This is a genomic window from Baekduia sp., assembly GCF_035318805.1.
Taxonomy (GTDB): Bacteria; Actinomycetota; Thermoleophilia; order Solirubrobacterales; family Solirubrobacteraceae; genus Baekduia.
The window spans coordinates 1-26,252 of sequence record NZ_DATHDY010000029.1; the positions used below are offsets into that span (position 1 = coordinate 1).

Annotated in this window: 28 protein-coding genes; 8 read left to right on the forward strand and 20 right to left on the reverse strand. The window is 73.1% G+C overall.

What is annotated here, in order from left to right; translation table 11 throughout:
• From argS to VK501_RS06595, 3 genes are all read right to left on the reverse strand, one after another.
• On the reverse strand, positions 1 to 1,259 hold a 1,259-nt coding region (gene argS, locus VK501_RS06585; protein ID WP_324335865.1), incomplete at its 3' end, for an arginine--tRNA ligase.
• Positions 1,256 to 1,579, reverse strand: a complete 324-nt coding sequence (locus tag VK501_RS06590) for a hypothetical protein (RefSeq protein ID WP_324335867.1) — start codon at positions 1,577 to 1,579, stop codon at positions 1,256 to 1,258. The genes argS and VK501_RS06590, both read right to left, overlap by 4 nt.
• Positions 1,580 to 1,670: 91 nt before the next feature.
• On the reverse strand, positions 1,671 to 2,081 hold the full coding sequence (locus VK501_RS06595) for a 23S rRNA (pseudouridine(1915)-N(3))-methyltransferase RlmH (protein ID WP_324335869.1): 411 nt from the start codon (positions 2,079 to 2,081) through the stop codon (positions 1,671 to 1,673).
• 21 nt (positions 2,082 to 2,102) lie between these two features.
• Between VK501_RS06595 and VK501_RS06600 the strand changes: the two genes are divergently transcribed.
• From VK501_RS06600 to VK501_RS06620, 5 genes are all read left to right on the forward strand, one after another.
• Positions 2,103 to 2,432: a DUF3467 domain-containing protein gene (locus VK501_RS06600; RefSeq protein ID WP_324335870.1), complete on the forward strand. Its 330-nt coding sequence runs from the start codon at positions 2,103 to 2,105 to the stop codon at positions 2,430 to 2,432.
• Between the two features lie 145 nt (positions 2,433 to 2,577).
• Entirely contained in the window at positions 2,578 to 3,309 is a 732-nt protein-coding gene (locus tag VK501_RS06605) for a metallophosphoesterase family protein (protein ID WP_324335871.1), read from the forward strand.
• Positions 3,310 to 3,311: 2 nt separating this feature from the next.
• Positions 3,312 to 3,857 carry a hypothetical protein gene (locus tag VK501_RS06610; protein ID WP_324335873.1) on the forward strand — a complete coding sequence of 182 codons (546 nt, stop codon included), beginning with the start codon at positions 3,312 to 3,314 and terminating at the stop codon, positions 3,855 to 3,857.
• Positions 3,857 to 5,107, forward strand: a complete 1,251-nt coding sequence (locus tag VK501_RS06615) for a protein kinase domain-containing protein (RefSeq protein ID WP_324335875.1) — start codon at positions 3,857 to 3,859, stop codon at positions 5,105 to 5,107. Before VK501_RS06610 ends, VK501_RS06615 begins: the two co-directional genes overlap by 1 nt.
• A 57-nt stretch (positions 5,108 to 5,164) precedes the next feature.
• Positions 5,165 to 6,094, forward strand: coding sequence for an SDR family oxidoreductase (locus tag VK501_RS06620; RefSeq protein WP_324335877.1), 930 nt, complete (start codon positions 5,165 to 5,167; stop codon positions 6,092 to 6,094).
• On the opposite strand, the gene tgt is transcribed toward VK501_RS06620, so the two are convergent.
• The gene (tgt, locus tag VK501_RS06625; RefSeq protein WP_324335879.1) at positions 6,091 to 7,281 is read right to left on the reverse strand and encodes a tRNA guanosine(34) transglycosylase Tgt; all 1,191 of its coding nucleotides are present in this window, start codon (positions 7,279 to 7,281) and stop codon (positions 6,091 to 6,093) included. The genes VK501_RS06620 and tgt overlap by 4 nt on opposite strands.
• A 68-nt stretch (positions 7,282 to 7,349) precedes the next feature.
• On the opposite strand from tgt, the gene VK501_RS06630 reads away from it, so the two are divergent.
• Both VK501_RS06630 and VK501_RS06635 read left to right on the forward strand, forming a co-directional pair.
• Positions 7,350 to 8,297 (forward strand): aldo/keto reductase, encoded by a 948-nt coding sequence (locus VK501_RS06630; RefSeq protein WP_324335881.1) that lies wholly within the window; start codon positions 7,350 to 7,352, stop codon positions 8,295 to 8,297.
• 32 nt (positions 8,298 to 8,329) lie between these two features.
• Complete coding sequence (locus VK501_RS06635; RefSeq protein ID WP_324335882.1) at positions 8,330 to 9,217, forward strand: NAD(+)/NADH kinase; 888 nt, start codon at positions 8,330 to 8,332, stop codon at positions 9,215 to 9,217.
• Between the two features lie 7 nt (positions 9,218 to 9,224).
• On the opposite strand, the gene VK501_RS06640 is transcribed toward VK501_RS06635, so the two are convergent.
• The 16 genes from VK501_RS06640 to VK501_RS06715 all read right to left on the reverse strand — a co-directional run bounded on the left by VK501_RS06640 (position 9,225) and on the right by VK501_RS06715 (position 25,453).
• Positions 9,225 to 10,256 (reverse strand): substrate-binding domain-containing protein, encoded by a 1,032-nt coding sequence (locus tag VK501_RS06640; RefSeq protein WP_324335884.1) that lies wholly within the window; start codon positions 10,254 to 10,256, stop codon positions 9,225 to 9,227.
• Positions 10,253 to 11,791 carry a sensor histidine kinase gene (locus tag VK501_RS06645; RefSeq protein ID WP_324335886.1) on the reverse strand — a complete coding sequence of 513 codons (1,539 nt, stop codon included), beginning with the start codon at positions 11,789 to 11,791 and terminating at the stop codon, positions 10,253 to 10,255. Before VK501_RS06645 ends, VK501_RS06640 begins: the two co-directional genes overlap by 4 nt.
• Complete coding sequence (locus VK501_RS06650; RefSeq protein ID WP_324335888.1) at positions 11,788 to 12,525, reverse strand: hypothetical protein; 738 nt, start codon at positions 12,523 to 12,525, stop codon at positions 11,788 to 11,790. The genes VK501_RS06645 and VK501_RS06650 overlap by 4 nt, the downstream gene beginning before the upstream one ends.
• A 44-nt stretch (positions 12,526 to 12,569) precedes the next feature.
• A complete protein-coding gene (locus VK501_RS06655) occupies positions 12,570 to 13,079 on the reverse strand; it encodes a MarR family winged helix-turn-helix transcriptional regulator (RefSeq protein WP_324335890.1) in 510 nt (169 codons plus the stop codon).
• A 90-nt stretch (positions 13,080 to 13,169) separates the two neighbouring features.
• Positions 13,170 to 13,571, reverse strand: a complete 402-nt coding sequence (locus VK501_RS06660) for a nitroreductase family deazaflavin-dependent oxidoreductase (protein WP_324335892.1) — start codon at positions 13,569 to 13,571, stop codon at positions 13,170 to 13,172.
• 38 nt (positions 13,572 to 13,609) lie between these two features.
• Positions 13,610 to 15,109, reverse strand: coding sequence for a 2,3-bisphosphoglycerate-independent phosphoglycerate mutase (gene gpmI, locus VK501_RS06665; RefSeq protein WP_324335894.1), 1,500 nt, complete (start codon positions 15,107 to 15,109; stop codon positions 13,610 to 13,612).
• On the reverse strand, positions 15,106 to 15,864 hold the full coding sequence (tpiA, locus tag VK501_RS06670; RefSeq protein WP_324335896.1) for a triose-phosphate isomerase: 759 nt from the start codon (positions 15,862 to 15,864) through the stop codon (positions 15,106 to 15,108). The genes gpmI and tpiA overlap by 4 nt, the downstream gene beginning before the upstream one ends.
• Positions 15,861 to 16,997, reverse strand: a complete 1,137-nt coding sequence (locus tag VK501_RS06675) for a phosphoglycerate kinase (protein ID WP_324335898.1) — start codon at positions 16,995 to 16,997, stop codon at positions 15,861 to 15,863. Before VK501_RS06675 ends, tpiA begins: the two co-directional genes overlap by 4 nt.
• Entirely contained in the window at positions 16,994 to 17,995 is a 1,002-nt protein-coding gene (gene gap / locus VK501_RS06680; RefSeq protein WP_324335899.1) for a type I glyceraldehyde-3-phosphate dehydrogenase, read from the reverse strand. The genes VK501_RS06675 and gap overlap by 4 nt, the downstream gene beginning before the upstream one ends.
• Positions 17,996 to 18,060: 65 nt before the next feature.
• The gene (locus VK501_RS06685; RefSeq protein WP_324335901.1) at positions 18,061 to 18,426 is read right to left on the reverse strand and encodes a VOC family protein; all 366 of its coding nucleotides are present in this window, start codon (positions 18,424 to 18,426) and stop codon (positions 18,061 to 18,063) included.
• 8 nt (positions 18,427 to 18,434) lie between these two features.
• On the reverse strand, positions 18,435 to 19,346 hold the full coding sequence (rapZ, locus tag VK501_RS06690) for an RNase adapter RapZ (protein ID WP_324335903.1): 912 nt from the start codon (positions 19,344 to 19,346) through the stop codon (positions 18,435 to 18,437).
• 60 nt (positions 19,347 to 19,406) lie between these two features.
• Positions 19,407 to 21,026, reverse strand: coding sequence for a putative manganese-dependent inorganic diphosphatase (locus tag VK501_RS06695; protein WP_324335905.1), 1,620 nt, complete (start codon positions 21,024 to 21,026; stop codon positions 19,407 to 19,409).
• Between the two features lie 53 nt (positions 21,027 to 21,079).
• Positions 21,080 to 21,787, reverse strand: coding sequence for a hypothetical protein (locus tag VK501_RS06700; protein ID WP_324335907.1), 708 nt, complete (start codon positions 21,785 to 21,787; stop codon positions 21,080 to 21,082).
• 41 nt (positions 21,788 to 21,828) lie between these two features.
• Positions 21,829 to 23,061: an ABC transporter permease gene (locus VK501_RS06705; RefSeq protein ID WP_324335909.1), complete on the reverse strand. Its 1,233-nt coding sequence runs from the start codon at positions 23,059 to 23,061 to the stop codon at positions 21,829 to 21,831.
• Positions 23,058 to 23,834, reverse strand: coding sequence for an ABC transporter ATP-binding protein (locus VK501_RS06710; protein ID WP_324335911.1), 777 nt, complete (start codon positions 23,832 to 23,834; stop codon positions 23,058 to 23,060). Before VK501_RS06710 ends, VK501_RS06705 begins: the two co-directional genes overlap by 4 nt.
• Positions 23,831 to 25,453 (reverse strand): efflux RND transporter periplasmic adaptor subunit, encoded by a 1,623-nt coding sequence (locus VK501_RS06715; RefSeq protein ID WP_324335913.1) that lies wholly within the window; start codon positions 25,451 to 25,453, stop codon positions 23,831 to 23,833. The genes VK501_RS06710 and VK501_RS06715 overlap by 4 nt, the downstream gene beginning before the upstream one ends.
• A gap of 144 nt (positions 25,454 to 25,597) precedes the next feature.
• On the opposite strand from VK501_RS06715, the gene VK501_RS06720 reads away from it, so the two are divergent.
• On the forward strand, positions 25,598 to 26,200 hold the full coding sequence (locus VK501_RS06720; protein ID WP_324335915.1) for a hypothetical protein: 603 nt from the start codon (positions 25,598 to 25,600) through the stop codon (positions 26,198 to 26,200).
• Positions 26,201 to 26,252: the final 52 nt, after the last annotated feature.

Genomic DNA, 26,252 nt, shown 5'->3' on the forward strand with positions numbered 1-26,252 from the left:
GGGTTGTCGGCGGACGCCTTGGTGATCTCGGCGACGTCCAGAACCAGCGGTGAGTCGGCCGGGTAGCGCGCCAGGGAGTACCTGAGTGCGTCGACGCCGATCTCCTCGACGAGCTCGTCGAGCGTCACGAACTCGCCGGCCCGCTTGCTCATCGACACCTTCTCGCCCGAGCGGACGAGGTGCACGAACTGCATGATCAGGAGGTCGAGCCGATCCGGGTCGCCGCCGAGCGCCTGGTAGGCGGCGCGCATGCGCCCGATGTAGCCGTGGTGGTCGGCACCCAACACGTACACCATGCGATCGAAGCCGCGCTCGCGCTTGTTCTGCGCGTAGGCGATGTCGGACGCGAAGTAGGTGTGCTCGCCCGTCGAGCGCTCGAGCACGCGGTCCTTGTCGTCGCCGAACTCGGTCGTCCGCAGCCACAGCGCGCCGTCGGAGCGGTACGAGTTGCCCTGCTCCTCCAGGACGTCGAACCCGTGCGCCACGCCCGACGGCGACCCCTCGTGCAGCGACCGCTCGCTGAACCACACGTCGAACTCGACCCGGAACGCGTGCAGCGACGCGCGGGCCCGCTCGACCATCATCGCCACGGCCTCGGCGCCGACCTCCTCGACGGGGCGCGTGGCCGCATCGGGGATCTCCAGCGCCAGCGTCGCGACGTAGTCTCCGACGTAGCCGTCCTCGGGGACCTCCTGCCCGCGTGCCCGCGCCTGCACCGAGCGCCCGAAGTTGACGACCTGCGAGCCGTAGTCGTTGATGTAGAACTCGCGCGTGACGTCGTGGCCGACGAACGAGAACAGCCGCGCGAGCGCGTCGCCGTAGGCGGCGTTGCGCGCGTGGCCGACGTGCAGCGGGCCCGTCGGATTGGCGCTGACGAACTCGACGTCGACGTTCTCGAACACCGGCGCCGACGCCGCGCCGAAGCGGTCGCCCGCCTCCAGCACGTGACCGAGCGCGTCGGCGTACCAGGCGTCGGACAAGAACAGGTTCAGGAACCCGGGCCCGGCCACCTCGACGCGATCCAGCCACGCGCCCAGGCCACGCGAGAGCTCCTCGGCCAGCCGCCCGGCCACATCGCGCGGCGACGCCTTCATCACCGGCGCCAGCAGCATTGCGGCGTTCGTGGCGTAGTCGCCGTGCTCGGCCTGACGCGGGCGCTCGAGCGTCGGCCGGCCCTTGGGCACCGGCGCGCCGGCACCGGCGGCGGCCGAGGCCGCGCGCTCGACGGCGGCGCGCAGGTCGTCGACCGGGCTGCTCACAGCTGAGCTCCGGCGTGCGTGGGGGCGAAGAGGCTGTCGGGTCGGTCCATGGTGCGCGGGGTTCCCATGGCCATGATGACGTCCCCGGGCTCCAGCGCGGTCCCCGGCTCCGGCTGGGGGACGAACCCGCCGGCCGCGCGGCGCAGCCCGACGATGCAGGACCCGCCCCGGATGTCGCCCCGCAGATCGCGCGCCACCTGCCGCCCCACCCGGCCGAAGCCGCGGATGATGAGGTGGTCGCGGGTGGCATCGATCATCCGTTGCATCCTACGCGCGGCCAGCAGGTCGGCCACGTGCCCCGCGACCAGCAGCTCGGTCACCGACACCAGGCCGTAGAAGAGCGTCCCGACGCCCAGGATCGCCGGCAGGACTCGGCGCGCGTCCGCGGGGTCTTGGCGTCGCGGGCCGCCATCAGTAGTGGTACGGCTCGTTGCCGAGGATCTTGTGCGCCCGGTAGACCTGCTCCAGCAGGACCACGCGCGCGAGCTGATGGGGCAGCGTCAGCGGTCCGAACGAGAGACGATGGTCGACGCGGTCGAGCTCCACGCCGCCGAACGCGCCGCCGATGACGAACCAGAGGTCGCGACCCTCCATCCGCCGCTCCTCCATCCAGCGGCTGAACGCGATCGAGTCGAACGCCTCTCCGCCGCTGTCGAGCAGCGACACGTAGGCGCGCTCCGGGATCCGCTTGGCCACCTGCTCGTCGTCGCGCACCTCCAGGACCTCCACGCGCGCCTGACCGGCCAGCAGCTTGCGGTAGTGCTGGACGTCGTCCGCATACGGAGGCTTGATGCGGCCGACGGCCAGCACGACGATCTTCATCTGGTTGCGATACTGGCACCTATGGCTGACGAGCACCAAGGGCCCGAGCGCCACATCAACATCCACTTCGACCCGAAGCAGATGGCGGGGCATTACGCGAACTTCGCGAACGTCAGCCACTCCGAATACGAGTTCACCGTGACGTTCGCGCGCGTCGACCACGAGGTCGAGGACGAGGAGGTCCCCGGTGTGGTGGTCACACGCGTGAACCTGTCGCCGAAGTTCATGCGCGAGCTGATCGACGCGATGCAGGACAACTACTCCAAGTGGGAGACCCGCGAGGGGATCAAGAACCTCCCGGAGTACGGCGGCCCGGCCGGCCAGCAGCCGCCGCCCGAAGACGACGCGTAGCGCGGCGGCAACACGGCGCCCAGCGACGTCGGCCCGCGGGCGCCCGCGGTAGCCTCAACAGCGGCTTTCGCGCCGCTCGGCGCGTTCCGGGCCCCGGGTCATTCCCCCTCAGACCGACCCGGACGCCCGGCCTGTCCCCGTACCCATGCGCATCGCAGTCCTCTCCGACATCCACGGCAACCTCCATGCCCTCGACGCCGTTCTGGCGGACGTGGAGCGCGAGGACGTGCACGAGGTGTGGTGCCTGGGCGACGTCGTGGGCTACGGCGCCGACCCCAACGACTGCTGTGCGCGCGTCCGCGAGCAGGCCGACGTCGTGCTGGCCGGCAACCACGACATGGCCGTGACGGGCGAGCTGTCGCTGGAGGAGTTCTCCCGCGGCGCCGCCATCGCCGCGCGCTGGACCCAGGAGGTCCTGCACCCCGAGCACGCGGCCTGGCTGCGCGCCCGCGCGCCCACGGGCGACGCCCGCGAGATCGGCCTCTACCATGGCAGCCCGCGCGATCCCGTCTGGGAGTACGTGCTCAGCTCGCTGCTGGCCGAGCTGTGCTTCGACGCGATGCGCCAGCGCGTGGCGCTGGTCGGCCACTCGCACGTCGCGCTGTCCTTCGTGCGGCCCGAGGGCGAGGCCGCCACCGGCGAGCCCCGCCGCGGCGGCGACGCGGTCGACCTCTCCAGCGGCGAGTGGATCCTCAACCCCGGCAGCGTCGGGCAGCCGCGCGACGGCGACTCGCGGGCCGCCTGGATGCTGCTCGACACCGACCTCTGGCGCGCGCAGTGGCGCCGCACCGAGTACGACATCTCCGGCGCGCAGGCCGCCATCCGCGCCGCGCGCCTGCCGGCCTCGCTGGCCGACCGCCTGGAGTACGGGCAGTAGCCGTGCGCCGCCTGCTCCCCCACCTCGTCGCGCTCGTCCTCGGCGTCGCCGCCGCGGTCGCGGTCGGCTGTGGCGATCGCTCCAACCTGATCCCGCCCAGCGACGCCTCCAGCCTCAAGGCCCAGCTGGCCCAGATCAAGGCCGACGTCGACGCGGGCGACTGCACCGGACTCGGCGACAAGCTGCAGCGCGTCCACGACGACGCGACGAGCCTGAGCAGCAAGGTCGATCGTCGCCTGCGCAGCCGCATCAACGACGGCATCCAGGCGTTGCAGCAGACAGCGCCCACCGACTGCGAGACGGCCGCCGCCGCCCAGACCGACACGCAGCCCACCGACACCCAGCCGCCCGAGCCGACGACGACCGAGACGCAACCCACCACGACCGAGACGGTGCCGCCGGAGACGACGACCACCGCGCCGCCGCCCACGACGACGGAGACCGTGCCGCCCGACACGACCACCCAGCCGCCCACGACGACCAGCGACACCCCGCCACCCGCCGACAACGGCGGGACGCCTCCGGCGGCCGAGGTGCCGGTCCCGTGATGGCCGGGCAGGTCATCGCCGGCCGCTACGAGCTGGGCGAGCGCCTCGGCCTCGGCGGCATGTCGACGGTCGTCGTCGCCTTCGACAGCCGGCTGGAGCGCAACGTCGCGGTCAAGCTGCTGGCCGAGCACCTCGCCGACGATCCGCAGTTCGTCACGCGCTTCCGCCGCGAGGCGATGGCCGCCGCCCGCCTCGTGCATCCCAACATCGTCCAGGTGTACGACTTCGGGCTCGACGACACGTCGGGGCGCCACTACATCGTCATGGAGCGGATCGTCGGGCCGTCGGGCGCGCAGGTCCTTCGCGACCGCGAGCGGCTGCCGGTCGACGAGGCCGTCGACTGGATCGCCCAGGGCTGCCGCGGGCTCGAGTACGCCCACCGCCACGGCCTGGTCCACCGCGACGTCAAGCCGGGCAACCTCCTGCTGTCCGAAGGCGACGGCACGGTCAAGCTCGCCGACTTCGGGATCGCCAAGCTCTCCAGCGAGGAGTCGTCGATCACGCAGATCGGCTCCGTCCTGGGCACCGCCGCCTACCTCGCGCCCGAGCAGGCCGCCGGCGAGGAGGCCGGCCCGGCCGCCGACCTCTACGGCCTCGGCGTCGTCGCCTACCAGCTGCTCTCGGGCCGCCTGCCCTACGAGGCGCAGTCGCTGACCGAGCTCGCGCTCAAGCAGCAGCGCGAGGTCCCGGCGCCGCTGCACCACCTCGATCCCACGATCCCCGTCGCGCTCAGCGTGGCGGTCGAGCGCGCGCTCGCGCTGAGCCCGCGCCGCCGCTACGAGAGCGCCGAGGCGATGCGCCAGGCCGTGCTCGACGGCGCCCGGGGCATCGGCCCCGACGAGGACGCGACCCACATCGCCGCGGCCGACGCCACGTCGGCCACGACGGTCCTGCCCGGCGAGCCCGGCACCGGCCCGATGGTCGTCCCGCGTGCGCCGCGCGCCCCGCGACAGCCAACCGCGGCCCCCGCGCCGCCGGTCGCCTACCCCGAGCAGCCGCAGCGCGGCCGCACCCGCCGCGAGCGCGAGCGCGCGGCCCCCGCCCCGCGCCGCCGCAGGCGCCGCCGCGGCGCCCTGCGGCGCATGTTCACCACCCTGTTGCTGCTCGCCCTGCTGGCGGGCGCGGGCGCCGCCGCGTACGTGGCGACCTCCTCCACCGGCAACTCCGTGCAGCTGCGCAACGTGGTCCACGACCGGGCCAACCAGGTCGTTGACGACCTGACGCAGCTCATCGACGACAACACGCAATGACCGCGGCCCGCCGCCGTGCGGGCGCGCCGCGGACCGAACGCCCATAGGCTTGCGCCCATGGGACGCGAGACGTACGACGTCAACGGCAAGGTCGTGCTGGTCACCGGCGCGGCGCGCGGCATCGGCCTGGAGGCGGCCAGGCGGCTGCACGCGCGAGGCGCCAGCGTCGCGCTCGTGGGGCTCGAGCCCGACGAGCTGCAGGCGCGCGCGGCCGAGCTCGGAGACCGCGCCGCGGCCTTCCACGCCGACGTCACCGACTGGGACGAGCTGGAGGCCGCCGTCGACGGCGCCGTGCAGCGGTTCGGCGGGATCGACGTGTGCATCGCCAACGCCGGCGTCGCCAACGTCGGGACGATCGGCGGGATGGCGATCGAGGACTTCGAGCGCGTGATCGAGGTCAACCTGCTCGGCGTGTGGCGCACGATCCGCACCGCGCTGCCGCATGTGGTGCAGCGCCAGGGCTACGTGCTGCCCGTCTCCTCCATGTCGGCCGTGATGCACCTCCCGCTGATGGGGCCGTACACGATGGCCAAGGCCGGCGTCGAGGCCTTCGCCGACGCGCTGCGCATGGAGGTGGCCCACACCGGCACCAAGGTCGGCGTCGCGTACTTCAGCTTCATCGACACCGACATGGTGCGCGACAGCTTCGCCCACCCCGCGGCCGAGGCCTCGCGCAAGGGCAGCCCCAAGTTCCTGACCAAGCCGATCCCGTTGGCCCGGGCCGGCGACGCGATCGAGCGCGGCGTCCTCGGCCGCCGGCGGACGACCTACGCGCCAGGTTGGTCGGGCGCGGTCATCGCGCTGCGCGGCGTCCTGCAGCCGCTGATCGAGCGCGGCATGCTGGCCAGGCCGCAGGACGGCATCGCCGCGATCGAGGCCGCGCAGGCGGCCGAGGCCCAGGCCGACGGCGCGCCGACCGGCACCCACGTCGACGCCCGCTACGCCCGCGAGCCGGGCGAGAAGGGCGAGCTGCCCCGCGTGGGCTAGGGCGCCAGGCCGCCGCGCAGCGCCGCGGCCTCTTCGGCCAGCCGCCCGGCGATGATCGCCTCGCGCAGGCGCGTCATCGTCCGGCGCACGAACGCGAGGTTGTGGACGACGAGCAGCCGCAGGCCGGTCAACTCGCGGTTGTTGACCAGGTAGCGCAGGTAGCCGCGGGTGTTGCCGGCCTCGCAGGTCGGGCACGGGCAGCCCTCGTAGATCGGCTCGTCGGAGTCCTTGAACCGCCCCGCGGTGAGGTCGACGCGCCAGCGCTTGTCGGGCTCGGGGACCAGCGCGACGCCGTGACGGCCCAGGCGCGTCGGCATCGCGCAGTCGAACGTGTCGATGCCGAGCTCCACGCCGCGGACGAGGTCGTCGATGTCGCCGATGCCCAGGAGGTGGCGGGGCGGCGCCTCCGGCAGGACCTCGGTCGCCATCGACACGACCTCGTACATCTGCGGCTTGTCGGCGCCGAGCGAGCCGCCGATGGCGATCCCGTCCACGCGCGACGCGCCGATGGTCTGCGCCGACTCCTTGCGCAGGTCCTCGTAGACGCCGCCCTGCACGATCCCGTAGACGAGCTGGCCCTCGGGCCCGTGCTGCTCGTGCCAGTCCAGGCAGCGCTCCAGCCACCGGTGCGTGCGCTCGGTCGAGCGCGCGGTGTAGTCCTTGGTGACGTTGAACGGCGTGCACTCGTCGAAGACCAGCGCGATGTCGGAGCCCAGCGCCGCCTGGATCTCCATCGACGTCTCCGGCGCCAGGAACTTCTCCGAGCCGTCGATGTGCGAGCGGAACCGCACGCCGTCCTCGGTGATGCCGAGCGTCTTGCCGTGGCGCGCCCCGCCGTGCGATGCGCGGCCCTTGATCTCGTCGGCGACGGTCCCGTGGCCCATCGAGAACACCTGGAAGCCGCCCGAGTCGGTGATGATCGGATGGTCCCAGCGCATGAACTCGTGGAGCCCGCCGAAGCGCTTGATCCGCTCGTGGCCCGGCTCCAGGAACAGGTGATAGGTGTTGCCCAGCACCATGTCGTAGCCGAGGCCGCGGACCTCGCCGGGCGTCAGGCCCTTCACGGTGGCCTTGGTGGCCAGCGGCACGAACGCGGGGGTCCGCACCTCGCCGTGGGCGGTGCGCAGCACGCCGGCGCGGGCACGGGAGCCCGCGTCGCGGGCCAGGATCTCGAGAGGGGACGCCATCGGCGCCCCAACCTAGCGTGCGGTCCGCCCACCCTCGCCGCACGTGGAGGGCCGCTAGCGTCAGGGCGATGACGAAGCTCGGAACCAGCGATCTCGATGTCAGCACGCTCTCCCTCGGGACCAACGTGTTCGGCTGGAACGTCGACGAGGCCGGCGCGCACGCCGTCCTCGACGCCTACGTGGCCGGCGGCGGCAACTTCATCGACACCGCCGACGTCTACTCCGCGTGGATCCCGGGCAACCGCGGAGGCGAGTCCGAGACGATCATCGGCACGTGGCTGGCGGCGCACCCCGAGCGGCGCGACGACCTCGTGGTCGCCACGAAGGTGGGCGCGCTGCACGGCCTCGAGGGCCTGTCGCGCAACGCGATCCTGACGGCCGCCGACGCGTCGCTGCAACGCCTGCAGACCGATCGCATCGACCTCTACTGGGCCCACATCGACGACCAGGACACCCCATTGGAGGAGACGCTCGGCGCGTTCGGCGAGCTGATCGGCGCCGGCAAGGTCCGGGCGATCGGCGCCTCGAACCACTCCGCGCCGCGCCTGGCGGAGGCGCTCGAGGTCTCCCGCCGCGAGGGCCTGGCCGCCTACGTCGCGCTCCAGCCGCAGTACAACCTGGTCGAGCGCAAGGACTATGAGAACGGCCTGGCGTCCGTCGTGGCCGAGCACGGCCTGTCCACCGTCCCGTACTTCGGCCTGGCCAAGGGCTTCCTCACCGGCAAGTACCGCCCCGGCGGTCCCGAGGTCGACAGCCCGCGCGCGCCCGCCGCCGCGGCCTACCTCAGGCACGGCGGCGCCGCCGTGCTCGACGTCCTCGACGAGGTCGCCGCCGCGCACGACGTGCCGGTCGCGGCGATCGCCCTGGCGTGGCTGGCCGCCCAGCCGACGGTCGTCTCGCCGATCGCCAGCGCCCGCACCGTGCAGCAACTGGAGGACCTGCTCCCCGTCAACCAGATCGCGCTGACCGCCGACGAGGTCGCGGCCCTCTCCGCGGCCACGAGCGCGAGCGCCTGACCCGCGCGCCTTCGGGGTACTGAGGCCCTTCCGTGAACCTCCCCAGCCGGCTGAACCGCATCGGCCTGGTGGTGCACCCGCATCGCCCGCTGGATCGTGCCCTGAAGACCATGGAGGAGTGGGCCGCGACCCACGACGTCGACCTCGTGCAGGTGCCCGTCGACGGCCAGGAGCGCTCCGTCGCCCCGCCCGGCGACCCGGCGACCTGCGACCTGATCATCGCCGTGGGCGGCGACGGGACGACGCTCGCGGCGCTCCACGCCGGCGCGGCGGCCGAGAAGCCGGTCCTCGGCGTCGCCTGCGGCAGCCTCGGCGCGCTCACGGCCGTGGCCGCCGCGAACATCGAGGAGGCGCTGCGCGACGTCGCGGCGGGCAACTGGCGCCCGCAGGTGCTCCCGGGCGTCGCGGTGGCGGCCGACGGCGGCGCGCCGCAGGTCGCGATCAACGACCTCGTGGTCGTCCGCAAGGGCGCCGGCCAGGTCGTCATCGGCATCGAGGTCGACGACGAGCTCTACGTGCGCTTCGCCGGCGACGGCGTCGTCATCGCCACGCCGCAGGGCTCCAGCGCGTACACGCTGGCCGCCGGCGGACCCGTCCTCGCGCCCGGCTGCGGCGGATACGTCCTCACGCCGCTGGCCCCGCACGGCGGCTGCTGTCCCCCGCTGGTCGTCGGCCAGGACACCCGCGTGGCCGTGACGATCGAGCCTTCGCACGTGGGCGCGCGCCTCGAGTTCGACGGCCAGATCGAGGACGTCGAGCCGCACAGGCTCGACGTCTCGTGGCGCGACGAGCACGTGACGCTGGTGCAGTTCGGCGGCGCCGAGAGCCTCCTCGCGGGCCTGCGCCGCCGGCGCATCATCATCGACAGCCCCCGGGTGCTCGCGCGCGACGACCGCTTCGCCCCACCCGCCATCGAGTAGCGGCCGCTCATCGGATCGACCGCTCCGCCAGCTTGATCGCCTGCGCGGCGTTGGCCTTCGTCACGAAGTTGGGCCCGGTCGGGATCACGTCGCCCTGCGCCGGGAACAGGCCGTAGCGGGCACGCTCGGCCAGGAAGACCACCGGCAGGTAGCCCTGGAGATAGGCCTGCTGGTCGACGGCGAACGCGAGCCGGCCCTGCCGCACGGCCTGCAGGATGTCGGGTCCCAGGTCGAACGAGCCGATCGGCAGCGTGCGCCCCTTCAGGCCCTTGAGCGTCGCCAGGCCGCTCGTGCCGTTGAGCGCGAGGACGCCGTCGGCCTTCGTCTCGTCGACCGCCTTGGCGATGCGCTGCGGCGCGCCCGGATCGAGGTCGTCGACGCGGATCATGGGCGCGCGCCCGCCTACCGCGCGCATCGCCCGGACAAGCCCCGCGCAGCGCGCGTCGAGTCCCTGGTTGCGGATCAGGAGGTTGACGCACAGCACGCGCCGCGCGCCGGCGCGGGCGAGGCGCTGACCCGCCTTGAGGCCGGCGCGGTCCTCCGGTTGGCCGACGTGCGCGAGCACGCCGAGCTTCGCGTACATGTCGCTGCCCGAGTTGATGGTGACGGTGGGGATGCCCGCACGCACGGCACGGCGAATCGCCGGTGCCAGCCCCTCCTCGGGCAGCGAGACGACGAGGCCGTCGGGCTTGCTCGCGACGGCTTGATCGATGAGCGTGACCATGTGGTCGAGGCTGTAGACGTCGGGCGCCCGGTAGGTGACGAGCACGTCCATCTGCCGGCCGGCGGCCTCGACCCCGTTGCGCACGATCGCCCAGAACGCGCTCGACGCCTGGCCGTGGGTGACGACCGCGATCCGCGTGCTGTCGGTCGTGGGCGCGCCGGGCGCGATGCCGGGCCGCTCGCCGGTCTGCGCCGGACCGCCCTCGACGGTCACGGGGCCCTCGTCGACGGTGGTCTTCGTGCCGCATCCGGCGGCGACGAGCGCGGCGGCGGCGACGGCCAGCGCCGCGAGCAGCGCGACGACGATGCGTCTCACGACGGGTCCTCCATGTCCGTGGGAATCCGCGCCTGCAGGCGGGTGCCGCCGCCCGGCGGGCTGTCGATGTCCATCGCGCCGTCGACCGCGGCGAGGCGATCCTGCAGCCCGCGCAGGCCGCTGCCGGCCGCGATGTCCACGCCGCCCACGCCGTCGTCGGCGACGCGGACCAGCACCGTGCCGTTGTCCTGGCGCACGTCGATCTCGACGCTCGACGCCCGGGCGTACTTCACGACGTTGGTCAGCGCCTCGGCGACGACGAAGTAGGCGGCGGCCTCGACGGGCTTGGACAGGCGCTCGCCCACGGCCACGTCGGCGCGCACGTCCACGGGCGTCCGGTCGGCGAGCGCGTCGATCGCGGGCGCCAGGCCCTGGTCGGTGAGGATCGACGGGTGGATGCCGCGGGCCAGCTCGCGCAGCTCGGCCAGCGCGCTGGACAGGCGCTCCGAGAGGCCGTCGACGAGCCCGACCAAATCGTCGCGGTCCTTGGCCCGGCCGCGCAGGAGGCGCAGCTCCAGCGCCAGCGCGACGAGCTGCTGCTGGGCGCCGTCGTGGAGGTCGCGCTCGATGCGCCGGCGCGCCGCGTCGGTCGCCTCGACGATGCGCAGCCGGGACACGCGCAGCTCGTCCACGCGCGCACGGAGGTCGGCCTTGAGGCGCTCGTTGTCGATGGCCAGCGAGGCCGCCGCGGCGGCGGCCTGCACCAGCTCGCTCGTCGTGTCGAGCGCCGCGTCGTGGACGATCGCGGCGACGGGGCGGCCGTCCTGCTCCACGGCGGTCCACGCCCGCCCCGACGTCGGGTCGGGCAGCTCGACGCGCTGGCCGCTCTCGTCGACGAACATCTCGCGGTCCGGCAGCCAGTAGGCGATCGCGACCGAGTGGTCGCCGAGGCTCTCGGCCAGCAGCTCCCGCACCGGCGCGTTGGGCGTGACGCGCGGCAGCAGCAGCGCTCGGGTGATCGTGCAGAGCAGCGTGTGCAGCGCGTCGAGCGTGGCCAGGGCGAGCACGGCGGCGGGCAGCGCCAGCAGGCAGAGCGCCACCCCGACGGCGGGCCCGAAGGACCAGGGGCCGAAGTAGTCGTTGTGGCCGAGCCCGCCGATCCCCTCGACGCCGAGCTGCAGCAGCCAGGCGCACACCACGACGGGCGCGAGGCCGACGACGACGAGCAGCGCGGTCAGCAGCGGCTTGACCGTCAGCAGGCCGACGGTGCGCCACAGCGTGCGGTCGCCGAGCACTTCGAGCGACCGGCGCCACAGGCTGCCCTCCGTCACGCGATGCCCCGCGGCCAGCGGTGGGATCTGCGTGCCGAGGAAGCGGTTGGCGAGGCGACGGTCCAGCCGCACGAGGCCACGGCAGGCCGCCGCGGAGCCCAGCAGCACCGGATACCCGATCGCGACCACGCTCAGCGCCGCGCCCACGCCCAGCAGCAGCACCGCGAGCACGCCCAGGAGCGCGATCGGGACGCTCACGGCGAGGTAGGCGACGGTCTCGGCGGCGCGGCGGCCGCGGCGGGCGAGCGCGAGCGACCGGATCACGGCCCGCGCTCCACGAGCACCGGGCCGGAGCTGCTGAGCGCCTGCACGGAGAACGGCGCGCCTGCGTCCTCGGTCACGCCGCGCACGGTTGGCTTGCCGCCCGAGGTCGAGGCGTCGATCCGGTAGCGGCCGGCGGGCACGCGCGCGTGGACCCGGCCGGTCGTCGTGCGCAGCGCCAGCTGTGGCGGCGGGCACGCCGTGCTGACGGTCACGTCGCCGCCCGCCTCGGCGCGCGCCTGCAGCGAGAAGCCGCAGAAGCCGCTGATGTCGATGTCGCCCCGGCCCGTTGTCACGAGCGCCGAGCCGTGGTAGCCGCGCAGCGTGACCGAGCCGTCGCCGGTGCGGACCGTCAGCGGCACGTTGTCGGGCACGACTACGCGGTACCGCGCCGAGCAGCCGTGCAGCACGGTCTGCGGGCACCGCGAGCGCACCACGAACACGCCCCCGGAGATTGTCCGGCGGACGACCGGGCCGTGGTCGAACCCGAAGCGGTCGACGTGCTCGACCGCCACCGAGGTGCGGCGCCCGCCGCCCTCGACGACGACGTCGGCGTCGCCCAGGTCCAGCGTCATGCCGGTGATCGTGCCGTGGACCGAGTACGCGACGCGGCGCTCCTGCGCGGAGCCGACGCTCCAGGCGCCGAGCGTGACGGCCGCGGCGGCCACGACCGTCGCGCAGACGGCCACGAGCCGTCCCCACGGGGACAGTCGAGGGGCGCGGGCCGGACCGGACACGGCGCCACTCTAGAGCGGCCGGGCCGCTATGTGGAAAGGTCGACTCAGCAGGCGCAGTCGTCCACTGCCGCCGCACCGGCCGCGCCGGGCAGCACGCGCTCCCACACCGAGGCGAGCACTTCGAGCTCGTCGGCGTCGAGGTGCGCGAGGAACAGCGAGCGCACCCCGGCCAGGTGCGTGGCGCGCGCGGCGGCCAGCTTCTCGTGGCCCGCGGGGGTCAGCTTCGCGAACGCGCCGCGCGCGTCGCTGGCGCAGGACTCGCGCACGAGGAGGCCGTCGCGCTCCAGGCGGTCGACCAGCCGCGTGAGGCCGCTGCGGCTGAGGATCACCGACGACGCGAGGTCGCACATCCGCATCTTCTCGCCTTCCGCCTCGGCGAGGTACAGCAGCACCTCGTAGGACGTCAGCGGGAGTCCGTGCTCGCGGTCCAGGTCCGCGTCGAGGGCCTTGGAGAGCGAGGCGTGGACGCGCAGCAGGCCGCGCCAGGCGCGCAGCTCGCGCTCGTCGAGCGCGCTGCTGTCGGCAGGGGTGGGGACCGTCGTGGTGGTGGGCACGAGATCCACATCGTTGCACGAACAACCGCCGTGCGCCAACCCGTGCAGGCGCCGGTGCGCGCGGCGGTGGCCGTGCGTACGAGCGGTGGCTCAGACCCGCTCGAGGATGACGACCGCGATCGGCCGGTCCGTCTTGGTCTGGTACGTCGCGTAGTCCGGCCAGTGACCGACCATGAGGTCCCACAGCGCGGGCTTCTCGTCGGGCGTGGCGTCGCGGGCACGCGCGGTGAAGGTGTCGTCCTTGACCTGGACCTGGACCTCCGGCTCGGCCTGGAGGTTCAGGTACCACGCGGGCGGCTCGGGCGCCCCGCCCTTGGAGGCGACGACGAGGTAGTCGCCGTCGTTCTCGCCGTAGATCAGCGCCGCCTTGCGCTCCTCGCCCGACTTGCGGCCCTTGGTGGTGAGGATGAGCGTCTGGGTCCCCTGCCAGTCGTGCCCCTCCTCCCCGGCCGTGGCCTCGTAGCGCTCGACGTGCTGGTCACCGAAAAGCATGGCCGAATGCTACCGCTGCGCCGGCGCCGTCGACGCGCTCAGCTGTCCGACGCCAGCGACCGGCCGGTCATCGCGGCGGGCTGCTGGATGCCCAGCAGGGCGAGGATCGTCGGCGCGACGTCGGCGAGGACGCCGCCGTCGCGCAGGGTGAGGCCGTCGACCGTCACGATCGCCGGCACGGGGTTCAGCGAGTGCGCCGTGTCCGGCGAGCCGTCGTCCTCGAGCATCTCGTCGGCGTTGCCGTGGTCGGCGGTGATGAACAGCGCGCCACCGGTCTCCTGGACCGCCGCGACGACGTCGCCGAGGCACGCGTCGACCGTCTCGACCGCCTGGACCGCCGCCGGGATGACGCCGGTGTGGCCGACCATGTCGGCGTTGGCGAAGTTGATGATCCCGAACGCCGGCTCGTCCTCGCGCCAGGCGGCGACGAAGGCGTCGGCGGCCTCGCGGGCGCTCATCTGCGGCTTCTTGTCATAGGTCGGGACGTCGCGCGGCGACGGCACGAGCTCGCGGCGCTCGCCGGTCTCGGGCTCCTCCTCCCCGCCCCCGAAGAAGTACGTGACGTGGGGGTACTTCTCGGTCTCGGCGACGTGGAGCTGCCTGCCGCCGGCCTGCGCGATGACCTTGGTCAGCGTGGTCTGCGGCCGCTGCGGGCCGAAGGCGACCGGCCACGGCCAGCCCTCCTCGTACTCGGTCAGCGTCGTGTAGCGCGCGACGTGCGGGGCCAGCGCCTCGGTCAGCTGGCGCATCCGGTCGGGGCGGAAGTTGAAGGCGATGACCGAGTCCTGCGGGCGGATGCGCGCCTCGTCGCCGACCGTCGTGGCGGCGACGAACTCGTCGCCGCGCTCGTCGCGCTCGTAGGAGTCCTTCACGGCCTGCACGGCGGAGTGCGCGTGGTACTGCGAGACGCCGTCGCGCAGCAGGTCCACGGCGGCCTTCGTGCGCTCCTCGCGGTGGTCGCGGTCCATCGCGTAGTAGCGGCCGATGACCGAGCCGATGCGGGCGTGCGAGGGCGGCGGCACGCGCTGCGCCCATTCCTCCACCTGCGCGAGGTACTGCTCGCCGCCGCGGGGCGACGTGTCGCGCCCGTCGGTGAAGGCGTGGACGACGATGTCGGGCGCGCCCTTCTCGCCGGCCAGCGCGATCAGCGCCTCGAGGTGCTTCCACCCCGAGTGGACACCGCCGTCGCTGACCAGGCCGACGAGGTGGACGCGCTCGAAGCCGTCCAGCGCCGCCTGCAGCGCCGGGTTGTCGCCGAGCGTGCCGTCGGCGACGGCCTCGTCGATGCGCGTGAGGTCCTGCTTGACGACCGCGCCGGCGCCGAGGTTGAGGTGGCCGACCTCGCTGTTGCCCATCTGCCCCTCGGGCAGGCCGACGGCCGTGCCGCCGGCGATCAGCTGGGTATGCGGGTAGCGCGCCCAGAGGTCGTCGAAGATCGGCGTGCCGGCCAGCTCGACGGCGTTGCCCGGCCCGGGCGGAGCCAGGCCCCAGCCGTCGAGGACCACGAGCACCGCGCGCGGAACCACGCCGCCGCTCATGCGCGCGGCGCGGCTTCGACGATGGCGGTGAACTGCGCGACGTCCAGCGACGCGCCGCCGATCAGGCCGCCGTCGCAGTCGGGCAGCGCGAGCAGCTCCTCGGCGTTGTCGGGCTTCATCGAGCCGCCGTAGAGGATGCGCGAGCGCTCGGCCTGCTCCTTGGAGCGATCGGCGACCAGCGCGCGGACGAACGCCAGCGCCTCCTGGGCCTGCTCGGGCGTGGCGGTCTGGCCGGTGCCGATCGCCCAGATCGGCTCGTAGGCGATGACGACGTCGCCGAGGCGGTCTGTCTCGACCTTCTCCAGGCCCTCCTGGACCTGGTGGCGCAGCCGGCGCTCGGTGTCGCCGTTCTCGCGCTCCTCCTCGGTCTCGCCGACGCAGAGGATCACCTGGAGCCCCGCGCTCAGCGCGGCGGGGACCTTGAGCTGCAGGTGCTTGTCGGTCTCACCGAACAGCTGGCGACGCTCGGAGTGGCCGACGACCACGCCGCCGACCTCGATCTCGGTGAGCATCGGCACGGAGATCTCGCCGGTGTAGGGGCCCTGGGGCTCCCAGTGCACGTTCTGCGCGAAGACGCCCAGCCGCGAGCCGCGCGAGGAGTCGACGACGGCCTGCAGCGCGGTGAACGGCACGCAGACCGCGACGTCGACGTGCTCGGCGGTCGAGATGCGCGGCAGCAGCGACGCCACCCGCTCCTCGGACTCGGCGATCGTGCCGTGCATCTTCCAGTTGCCCGCGATCAGCGGTGTCCTCATGACAGCACCTCCACGCCCGGGAGCGTCTTGCCTTCGATCAGCTCGAGCGACGCGCCGCCACCCGTCGACAGGTGGCTCACCTGGTCCTCGACTCCGAATTGACGGAGCGCCGCCGCACTGTCGCCGCCGCCGACGACCGTGGTGCCCGACGCCTTCGCCACCGCCTCGGCCACGGCCCGCGTGCCGGCCGCGAACGGCTCCAGCTCGAACGCGCCCATGGGACCGTTCCAGAACACCGTCCCGGCGCTGGCGATGACCTCGCTCGCGGCCTGCGCGGTGCGCGGGCCGACGTCGAGGCCCATGAGCCCGTCGGGGACGTCGATGCCGTCGACGGGCGTCACCGGCGTGTCGGCCGAGAACGACTCGCCGCAGACCAGGTCCACGGGCAGCTGCAGCTTGTCGCCGCCGCGCTCGAGGATGCGGCGCGCGGGCTCCAGGCCCTCCTCCTCGCACAGCGAGGCGCCGACCTCGTGGCCCTGGGCCTTGAAGAACGGGAAGCACATCGCGCCGCCGATGACGATGGTGTCGGCGGTGTCGAGGAACGCCTCGAGCACGCCGATCTTGTCGGTCACCTTCGCGCCGCCGACGATGGCGACCAGCGGGCGCCGCGGGTCGGCGAGGATGCCCTGCAGCGTCTCGACCTCGCGCTGCAGCAGCAGGCCGGCCGCGCTGGGCAGCAGCTTGGCGATCGCGTGCGTGGACGCGTGCGCGCGATGCGCGGCGCCGAACGCGTCGTCGACGTAGGCGTCGGCCAGCGCCGCGTAGCGCCGCGCGAGCTCCGGGTCGTCCTTGGTCTCGCCGGGCTCGTAGCGGACGTTCTCGAGCATCACGACGTGGTCGTCGGGCACGGGCTCGTCGAGGTCGGCCAGCAGCGTCACGTCGGTGTCCAGCAGCTCGCCCAGGCGCGCGGCGACGGGCGCGAGCGAGAGCTCGGGCTCGCGGTCCTTGGGCCGCCCGAGATGGGCGGCCAGGAGGAGCCGCGCGCCGCGGCGGCGCAGCTCCTCCAGGGTCGGCAGCGCCGCGCGGATGCGCGCGTCGTCTGTGATGACGTCGCCGTCCATGGGGACGTTGAAGTCGACGCGGACGAAGACGCGCTTGCCGTCGAGGTCGCCGAGGTCGTCGAGGGTTCTCAAAGGACCTTCTGGACGAGGTCGACGAGGCGGTTCGAGTAGCCCCACTCGTTGTCGTACCAGCTGACGACCTTGACGAGCGTGCCGTCCAGGACCGCGGTCAGGCCGCCGTCGACGATCGACGAGTACGGGTTGGTCACGATGTCGGACGAGACGATCGGGTCCTCGGTGTACTGCAGGATCCCCGCGAGGTCGCCGGTGTCGGCCTTGCTCTTGAAGAGCTCGTTGACCTCCTCGACGGAGGTCTGGCGGTCAGCCTCGAACGTGAGGTCGACGAGCGAGCCGGTCGGGATCGGGGCGCGGACCGCGAAGCCGTGCAGCTTGCCGTTGAGCTCGGGCAGCACGAGGCCGACGGCCTTGGCGGCGCCGGTCGACGTCGGCACGAGGTTGACGGCGGCGGCGCGGGCGCGGCGCAGGTCCTTGTGCGGCGCGTCCTGGAGGTTCTGATCCGCGGTGTAGGCGTGGATCGTCGTCATCAGGCCGTGCTTGATGCCGATGCCGTCGTTGACGACCTTGGCGAACGGCGCGAGGCAGTTCGTGGTGCACGACGCGTTGGAGATGACGTGGTGGGCGTCCTTGTCGTACCTGTCGAAGTTGACGCCCAGCACCACCGTGATGTCCTCGTCGCTGGCGGGCGCCGAGATGATGACCTTCCTGGCGCCGGCGTCCAGGTGCTTGGCCGCGTCGGCGCGCTTGGTGAAGAAGCCGGTCGACTCGATGACGACGTCGACGCCGAGGTCGCGCCAGGGCAGGGCCGCGGGGTCGCGCTCGGCGAGGACCTTCAGCTCCTTGCCGTCGACCAGGATGCCGTCGGCCGACACCTCGACGGTGCCCGGGTACGGACCCAGGATCGAGTCGTACTTCAGAAGGTGCGCGAGGGTCTTGGAGTCGGTGAGGTCGTTCACCGCGACCCACTCGATGTCGGCGTTCTTGGCCTGGGCGGCACGGAACAGGTTGCGGCCGATGCGGCCGAAGCCGTTGATCCCGACGCGTAGGGGCATGTTCGTGTCAGTCCTTCCTGGGGACGTCGATCTGAGAGGGCCGGACCCTATCGGTCCGCTTGTCGTCAGTGCCCGCCCGCGACGAGCTCCAGACGCAGCCCGTCCGGGTCCAGCACGTAGGCCGCGTAATAGCGCGGTCCGTACTGCGGGCGCAAGCCGGGAGGCCCGTCGTCGCGCCCGCCAGAGCTGAGCGCCGCCTCGTAGGCGGCGTCGACCGCGACCCGGCCCGAGGCCTGGATCGCGGTGTGGCCGTAGCCCGGCGCCGGTGGCCGGCCCCGCTCCACGATCCAGAACCGCGGCTCGTGGCTTCCGTAGGCGATCGCGCTCGGCGAGTCGTGGACGCGGCGGATTCCCAGGCGGGCGAACACGGCGTCGTAGAACGCCGCCGAACGGGCGAGGTCGGAGACCTCGAAGCCGACGTGGAAGAGCATCCGGCCGGCTAGGTCCGCCGGCCGACATCGCGGTGCTCGACCTCGACCACGACGTCGTCGCGCTCGCGGAAGCGCTGCGCGAGGTGCTCGGTGATCGCGACCGAGCGATGGCGCCCGCCGGTGCAGCCGATGGCGATGCTGAGGTGGGCCTTGCCCTCCTCCTCGTACTCGGGCACGAGGAACTCCAGCAGCGGCTCGAGGTGCGCGTAGAGCTGCTCGAGCTTGCCCTCGCGGCCGACGTAGTCGACGACGCGCGGGTCGAGGCCGGTGAGCTCGCGCAGATCGGGCACGTAGTGCGGGTTGGGCAGGAAGCGGACGTCGAAGACGAGGTCGGCGTCGCGCGGCGGGCCGTGCTTGAAGCCGAAGCTCTGGAAGGTGAGCGCGAGGCGGCCCTGCGACTGGCGCGGCAGCAGCTCGTCGGCGATCCGGCGGCGCAGGTGCGAGGCCTTCAACCCGGAGGAGTCGATCACGAAGTCGCTGTGCTCCTTGATCGGCCCGAGGATCGCGCGCTCGGCGGCGATGCCCGACGCGATGCTCGACTCCTTGGCCAGCGGGTGCCGGCGGCGCGTCTCCTTGTAGCGGTCCAGCAGCGTGAGGTCGTCGGCGTCGAGGAAGAGCACCCGGCTGGGCAGGCCCCGCGCGTGCAGATCCTCGATCACGCCCTCCAGCGGCTCGAAGAACTCGCCGCCGCGGACGTCGGAGACGACGGCCGCGCGCTCGACCTTCGAGCCCTGGTGGGTGATGAGCTCGACGAACGAGCGGATCATCTCCGGCGGAAGGTTGTCCACGCAGAAGTAGCCGGCGTCCTCGAACACCGCCATCGCCGTCGACTTGCCCGCGCCGGAGTAGCCCGAGATGACGACGAGATCCTCCAGGCGCGACTCCGTCGTGGTCGGGGTCGACTCACTGGTGGCGGCCATGGACGACATGATGACGCGCGCTGCCGACGGGCTCGATCGGACGTCCCCCGCCCCGGGAACCTAGAAGGCTCCAAGGAGCGGCGGCGCCACCTGCTTCTTGCGGCTCATCACGCCCGGCAGGTCGATGATCCCGTCCTCGGCCTGCCGGTCGAAGGCGCGCTCGGCCGCGCCCACGTCGCCGGCCACCAGGAGCTGCGTGTGCTTCTCCAGGATGTCGGTGACCATCAGCGCCGACAGCACGTGGCCGTTCTTGTCGTGCTGGTTCTGCAGCGCCTCGCGCAGCTCGCCCAGGCGGTCGCTGAGGATCTGCCCGGCCGTCTCGATCTGCGCGATCGACATCGGTCCCTCGGCGGTCTCGTACTCCTTGGAGTCGCGCGAGAGCAGCGAGTCGACCGACGCGTCCGCGGCGTCCGAGCCGCTCTCGAACATCTCGCGGCCGAACTCCTCGGGGTCGACGCCCAGGTGCCCCGCCAGGTACCGCACCGCCGCGCCGTCGCGCTCGGTGGTCGTCGGCGAGTTGAGGATCACGGTGTCGGAGAGGATCGCGCCGAGCAGCACGGTCGCCGTCGGCGGCGTCGGCTCCTCGCCGGCCTGGCGGAAGCGCTCGAGCACGAGCGTCGAGGTCGACCCCACGGGGTCGAACGTCGCCCGGACCGGCACGCGCGTCTCGATCGAGCCGATGTGGTGGTGGTCGAGGATCTCGACGATGTGGGCCTGCTCGATGCCCGGCACGCTCTGGCCCTGCTCGGCGTGGTCGACGAGCAGCACCTCGCGCGGCTCGGGGTTCACGAGGTCCGAGCGCGTCACCAGGCCGATCGGGTGCCCGAGCCGGTCGACCGCGACGGCCGCCCGGTAGTGCACGTTCTTGATCTCCTCGCGGACGTCCTCGAGCAGGTCGTTGGCCCGGACGGTCAGGGGCTGGGCGTCCATGAGCGCGTTGCACGGCGCCGCCAGCGTCGTCATGCGTCCGCAGACGTAGCTGTCCAGCGGGGAGAGCACGATGGCGGCGCCGTGCTCGCGGGCGAGCTTGAGGATGTCGTCGGTGGGCGCCACCCCGTTGGAGATCAGCATGAGCGCCACGCCGCGCTCGATCATCTGGCGCTGGGCGTCCTCGCGGTTGCCGATGATCACCACGTCGCCGGGCCCGATCCCGCTCTCGGGGAAGCCGGTGGCCATCGCGTAGACCCAGACGCGCCCGGCCACCGTGGTGTCCTCGCCGACGACCTGCTCGCCGCTGACCGCGGCGGTGATCGCGCTGATGCGCGTCGGCGTGTCGACGAGGGTCGAGGCCTCGCGCGACTCGCGGATGTAGCGACGGGCCAGCGCGCGCTCGGTCATGACGCCGGCCAGGCGGCCGTCGTGGTCGACGATCGGCACCACGTCGAGGCGGTCCTGGGCCATCGTGAGGCCGACCTCGCGGACCGCGTCGTCGACGCCGGCCGCGTAGAAGTCCTCCTGCATCACGTCGCGCACGCGGAGCATCACGTGCGGCAGGAACTCGGGCTCGGCCGCCCCGGCCCGTTGCAGCACCCAGCGCGTCTGGGAGTTCAGGTCCCCCAGCCGGACGGGCATGTAGGTGTTGTCGGGATCCTGTCGCCCCCGCAGCTCGGCGTATCCGATCGCCGCGGCGATCGAGTCCGTATCGGGGTTGCGGTGGCCGGTGACGTGGATGAGCGGCACTCCGCGCATTGTCTCGTAGAAGTGGTCTGCGACGCGGCCTGGCGCGCCCGCCGTCAGCCGGCCGGCGGCGCGAAGCCCTGCGGGACCTGAGCGCCGCCCGCGCTCGCTCCCGAGCCGCCCGCCGCCGCGCCGGCGCCGCCGCCGCCGAACCCGCCGCCGCCCGCTCCGCCGGCGCTCACGCCCTTGGCCGTTGCGGTCACCGACGTCGCCGTCACGGTCCCGCTGGAGGCCTTGGAGCCCTGGACGACCACCGTGTCGCCCGGGTGGACGGCGTCCGCGCTGCTCGACGCGTTGCGGGTGACCTTGGAGTTCGAGTTGGTCTTGACCTTGATCGTCGTGCCGTCGGGGCCGGTCACGTAGATCGTGCTGCCCTTGACGTTGGCCACCGTGCCGACGGCGGCCGAACCGCCGGCCGCGCCGCCCGCGCCGGCCGCGCTCCCCGCTCCGGCCCCGCCGGCCCCGCGCGCGCCCTGCCCGGCGCCCGCACCGCCCGCACCGCCCCCGGCGCCGCCGCCGCCCAAGCGCCCCGCGAAGCCCGCGGGGGCGCCCCCGGCGGCGGCGGGGGCGTGGTGCTTCTGCGCCTCCACGCCGCCGAGGAAGCCGCCGGCGACGAGCAGGACCGCGACGAGCCCGCCCGTCGCGGGCGTCAGGAGCCTGCGCCGTGGCCGAGGCGGCAGCGCCTCCTTCTCCTCGGCAGCGGGCTCGTCGTACCACTCGGCCTCGTCCTCGTAGACGGTCGTGGGCTGCTCGTGCTGGGTCATCGGGGCACTCCGGGTGGTCGGATCATCGGGATCGGGGTCGGTCATTCGAAGCGCAGGGCGTCGATGGGACGCAGGCGCGCCGCGCGGCCTGCCGGGTACGTGCCGAAGAACAGGCCGGACACCACGGCCGCGCCGAAGGACACGGGGATCGAATAGCCGGCGATGGCGGGCTGCACGCCGGCGATGTGGAACTGGCTGCCGATCACGCCGACCCCCACGCCGACGAGGCCGCCGAGCATCGAGACCAGGACGGCCTCGGCGAGGAACTGCGTGAGGATGTCGGCGCGGCGTGCGCCGATGGCCTTGCGGATGCCGATCTCCCGCGTCCGCTCGGTCACGCTCACCAACATGATGTTCATCACGCCGATGCCGCCGACCAGCAGCGAGATCGCCGCGACGGCGCCCAGCAGGGTGGTGAAGACGCTCGTGGTCTGGTTGGAGGTCTCGAGGATCGAGCCCTGGTTGATGACCTGGAAGCTGCTGGTCGTCGTGCTGCTGTTCGACGCCGTGATGTCGTGGCGCTGGTTCAGGATCGAGGTGACCTCGGACTGGGCGCCGTTGAGCCCCTTCTCCGAGGTCGCCTGGACGACGATCTGGTTGATCGAGCCATAGCCGGTCAGCGAGTCCTGCACCGCGGTGAGCGGCGCGAGCACGAAGTCGTCCTGGTCCTGCGTGCCGTTGGAGCCCTTGCCCTTGGTGACGCCGACGATGGTGAAGCTCGCCCCGTTGATCCGCATGCTCTGGCCGACGGGGTCGCTGCCGCCGAACAGGTTCTGCACGACCGTGGGGCCGACCACCGCGACGCGCTTGTGCTTGGTCACGTCGGCCTTGGTGAACATCGCGCCCGCGGCGATCTCGTAGTTGCGCGCCTCGGTGTATGTCGGGACCGTGCCGATCATCTGGCTGGGCTGGTAGCTCACCGAGCCCGCGACGAGCGTCGTGCCGTTGGCGTTGACCACCGGCGAGGCGCTCTTGACGTCGGGCGCGTTGAACGGGTCCTGGAGCGCTTCGGCGTCCTTCTGGGTGAGCGTCAGGCCGCTGCTGCCGCCGCCGCCCCCCGGGCCGCCGCGCATGCCGCCGGTCTGGACGAGCAGCACGTTGCTGCCGAGCGCCTGGATGCCGGCCTGCACCTGCTTCTTGGAGCCGTTGCCCACCGCGACCAGCACGATCACCGAGGCGACGCCGATCGTCATGCCCAGGATCGTCAGCCCGGAGCGCAGCTTGTTGGCCATGATCCCGCCGAGCGCGATGCGCAGCGTCTCGGCGATCGTCATGCGGCCTCCCCCGCGGTGCCCAGCGCGCCGGCGCCGGTGGCCACGTCGGAGATGATGCGGCCGTCGGCGAGGCGGATCGTGCGGCGAGCGCGCTCCGCGACGTCGTTTTCGTGGGTGATGAGCACGACCGTGCGGCCCTCGGCGTTGAGGTCCTCGAAGATCCGCAGGACGTCGACCGTCGAGCGCGAGTCCAGGTTGCCCGTCGGCTCGTCGGCGAGGATCAGCGAGGGGTTGGTCACGATCGCCCGCGCCACGGCGACGCGCTGCTGCTGGCCGCCCGACAGCTCGGACGGCAGGTGGTCCAGCCGCGCGCCCATGCCGACGGCCTCCAGCGCCGCGGTGGCCCGGCGCCGGCGGTCGGCGCGGGTGACGCCGGCGTAGCTGAGCGGCAGCTCGACGTTGGCCAGCGCGCTGGTGCGCGGGACCAGGTTGAAGGCCTGGAAGATGAAGCCGATCTTGCGGTTGCGCAGGTCGGACTGCTCGTCCTCGTCCATGTCGCGGATGTCGACGCCGTCGAGCAGGTAGCGCCCGGCGCTCGGCAGGTCCAGGCAGCCGAGGATGTTCATCAGCGTCGACTTGCCCGAGCCCGAGGACCCCATGATCGCCACGAAGTCCCCCGTGTCGATCCGCAGCGAGACGCCGTCCAGCGCATGGACGGCCAGGTCGGCGGTGACCTGGTAGCTGCGGCGGACGTCCTCGATGACGATCACCGGCCGCCGGCGGGGACGGGGAGCGGGTCCCACGCGGGCGGACCGCACCGCGCTGCCGCTCATCCGCGTCCTCCGCCGCCGCCGCCCGCGCCGCCGAAGCCGCCGCCACCGCCGGCGCCGCCGAACCCGCCGCCGCCGCCGAAGCCCCCGCCGGGACGCGCGCCGCCGGCGCCGCCGGGGGCGCCGGCGGCGCCGGCTCCGGCGGTGCCGGACGCCGCGGCGCCCGCCGCCGCGCTGGTGGAGGTGACGATCAGCTGGTCGCCGGCGGTGAGGCCGCTGGTGATCTGGGTCGTGCTGTCGCCCGCGACGCCGGTCTGCACCTGCTTGGTGCTGCGCTTGCCGTCCTTGACGACGGTCACCGTCGAGCCGCGGACCGCCTGCGTCGGCACGACGATGCCGGACGCCTGCGCGGTGACGATGTCCGCGGTCGCGCTCATGCCGGCGCGCAGGCCCTTGGTCGTCTGCGTCAGCTCGATGGTCACCGGGTAGCTGACCGCGCTGGTGGTCCCCGACGAGGAGGACGAGGACAGGACGCCGATGGCGATGACCTTGCCCGCTACCTGTTCGCCCGAGGCGGCGTTGACGGTGACCGTCGCGGCCTGGCCGACCTTGACGTCGTTGATGTCGGACTCGCTGAGGCTGACGTCCAGGTGCATCACGCTCAGCTGGGTGAGCGTGATGAAGCCCGAGGTGGTGGAGCTGCTGGAGGAGGAGCTGCTGGAGGCCGACGAGCCGCCGCCGGTGGCGCCGCCCGTGCCGGACGAGCCCGAGGAGCCCGAGGAGCCCGACGTCGAGGTGGAGCCCGAGATGACCTGGTCGCCGACCGCGCCGTTGACGGCTGCGACGGTCGCGGCGTCCGGCGCGCGCAGGCTCGTGGCCGACAGCGCCTTCTCGGCGTTGTCGACGGCCAGCTGCGCGCTCTTGACGGCGGCCGCGGCCGAGGCCTCGCTCAACGTGGAGCCGCCGCCCGAGGACGAGCCCGAGCCGGAGGACGACGACCCGCCACCCGACGACCCGCCACCCGACGACCCGCCACCCGAGGAGCCGCCGCCCGACGAGCCGCCGGATCCGCTGCTGCCCGTGGTCGTCGCCGGCGTGGAGCTCTTCGGCGTGGTCGTCGTCTGGGGCGTCGTCGTCGTGGTCGACGGCGTGGTCGTCGTGGCCGGCGTCGTCGTGGAGGCGGGCGTCGTGCTCGTCGCCTGGGCGTCGATCGCCGTGACGCTCGCGGTCGCCGCGGTCGCGACCGCCGGCACCACCGTGGCCGTGTCCGAGGACGAGGCGGTCGAGGTCGTCGACGTCGTCCCGGACTGCACCTGGGTCAGCGTGTCCTGGGCCGCGGAGAGGTCGGCCTTCGCCTGGGCCAGGTTGACATCGGCGTCGGCCGTGTCGATCTTGGCCAGCAGCTGGCCGGCGGTGACGTGCTCGCCGGCCTTCACGTACACCTTGGTCACCGTGCCCGAGGCGCCGAAGTTCATCTCCATCTGGTTGGCGGGCGACAGGTTGCCGGTTCCGGAGACCGTCGACTGCACGACGCCCTTGGCCGCCGTGACGGTGCGTTCGCTCACGGTGGAGCCCGGCGAATCGGTGCCCATCGCCAGCACGGCGGCGACGATGGTGCCGATCGCGAGCGCTGCGAGGCCGAGGGTGAGCGGGGAGAGGTGTCGGCGGATCGGGCGAGGCATCGATCAGCACAGTGCACCGAGGCGGTGAGCAGTCGCTAAGCGCAACGTGAGAGGAGCCGAAGAACGGCGGTCCTGCAGGGACTTATGCAGTTCTTCGGCCCCGCTTGGGCTCCCTTTCGGTTGCTGCGGCTCACTGCGTCACATATGCCGCGTCTCGCCTCGTCCCTGTCCGCGCTCGTCCTGGTGGCCGCCACGGTCGCCCTCACCGCCTGCGGCGGATCGTCGGGTGGCTCGTCGGGTGGCAGCTCATCCGCGAAGTCCGGCACCACCCAGACGGCCTCGCGCGCCAAGTTCGACCAGTGCCTGAAGGATCAGGGCGTCACGCCGCCCACCCGCCCGCAGGGCGGCGGCGGCGGTGGTGGCGACGGCTACGGCCCGCCCGCGGGCGGCGGGAACGGGCAGCCGGGTGGCCCGGGCGGCGGCAACGGTCCGGGCGCCGGCGGCGACCCGAAGCTCGGCCAGGCCATGCAGGCGTGCGCCAAGTACCGCCCGCAGGGCGCGGGCGGCGGCCGGCCCGGCGGCGGCCAGCAGAACATCCAGGCCTTCACGCCGTACCTGACCTGCCTCAAGGATCAGGGACTGGCCGTCAAGGTCACCGACGGCTTCAACGCGTTGCGCAACCTCAAGCGCGACGACCCGAAGGTCGTGGCGGCCCTGAAGGCCTGCCAGTCCAAGCTGCCCCAGCGCCCCCAGGGCGGCGCCCCGAACGGCAACCCCGCGCCGAGCACCACCACCGCGCAGTCCTAGGCGAAGCCTCGCCCAGGGGCTCGTTTCGCTGCGGCCCGATAGGAACCCGGGC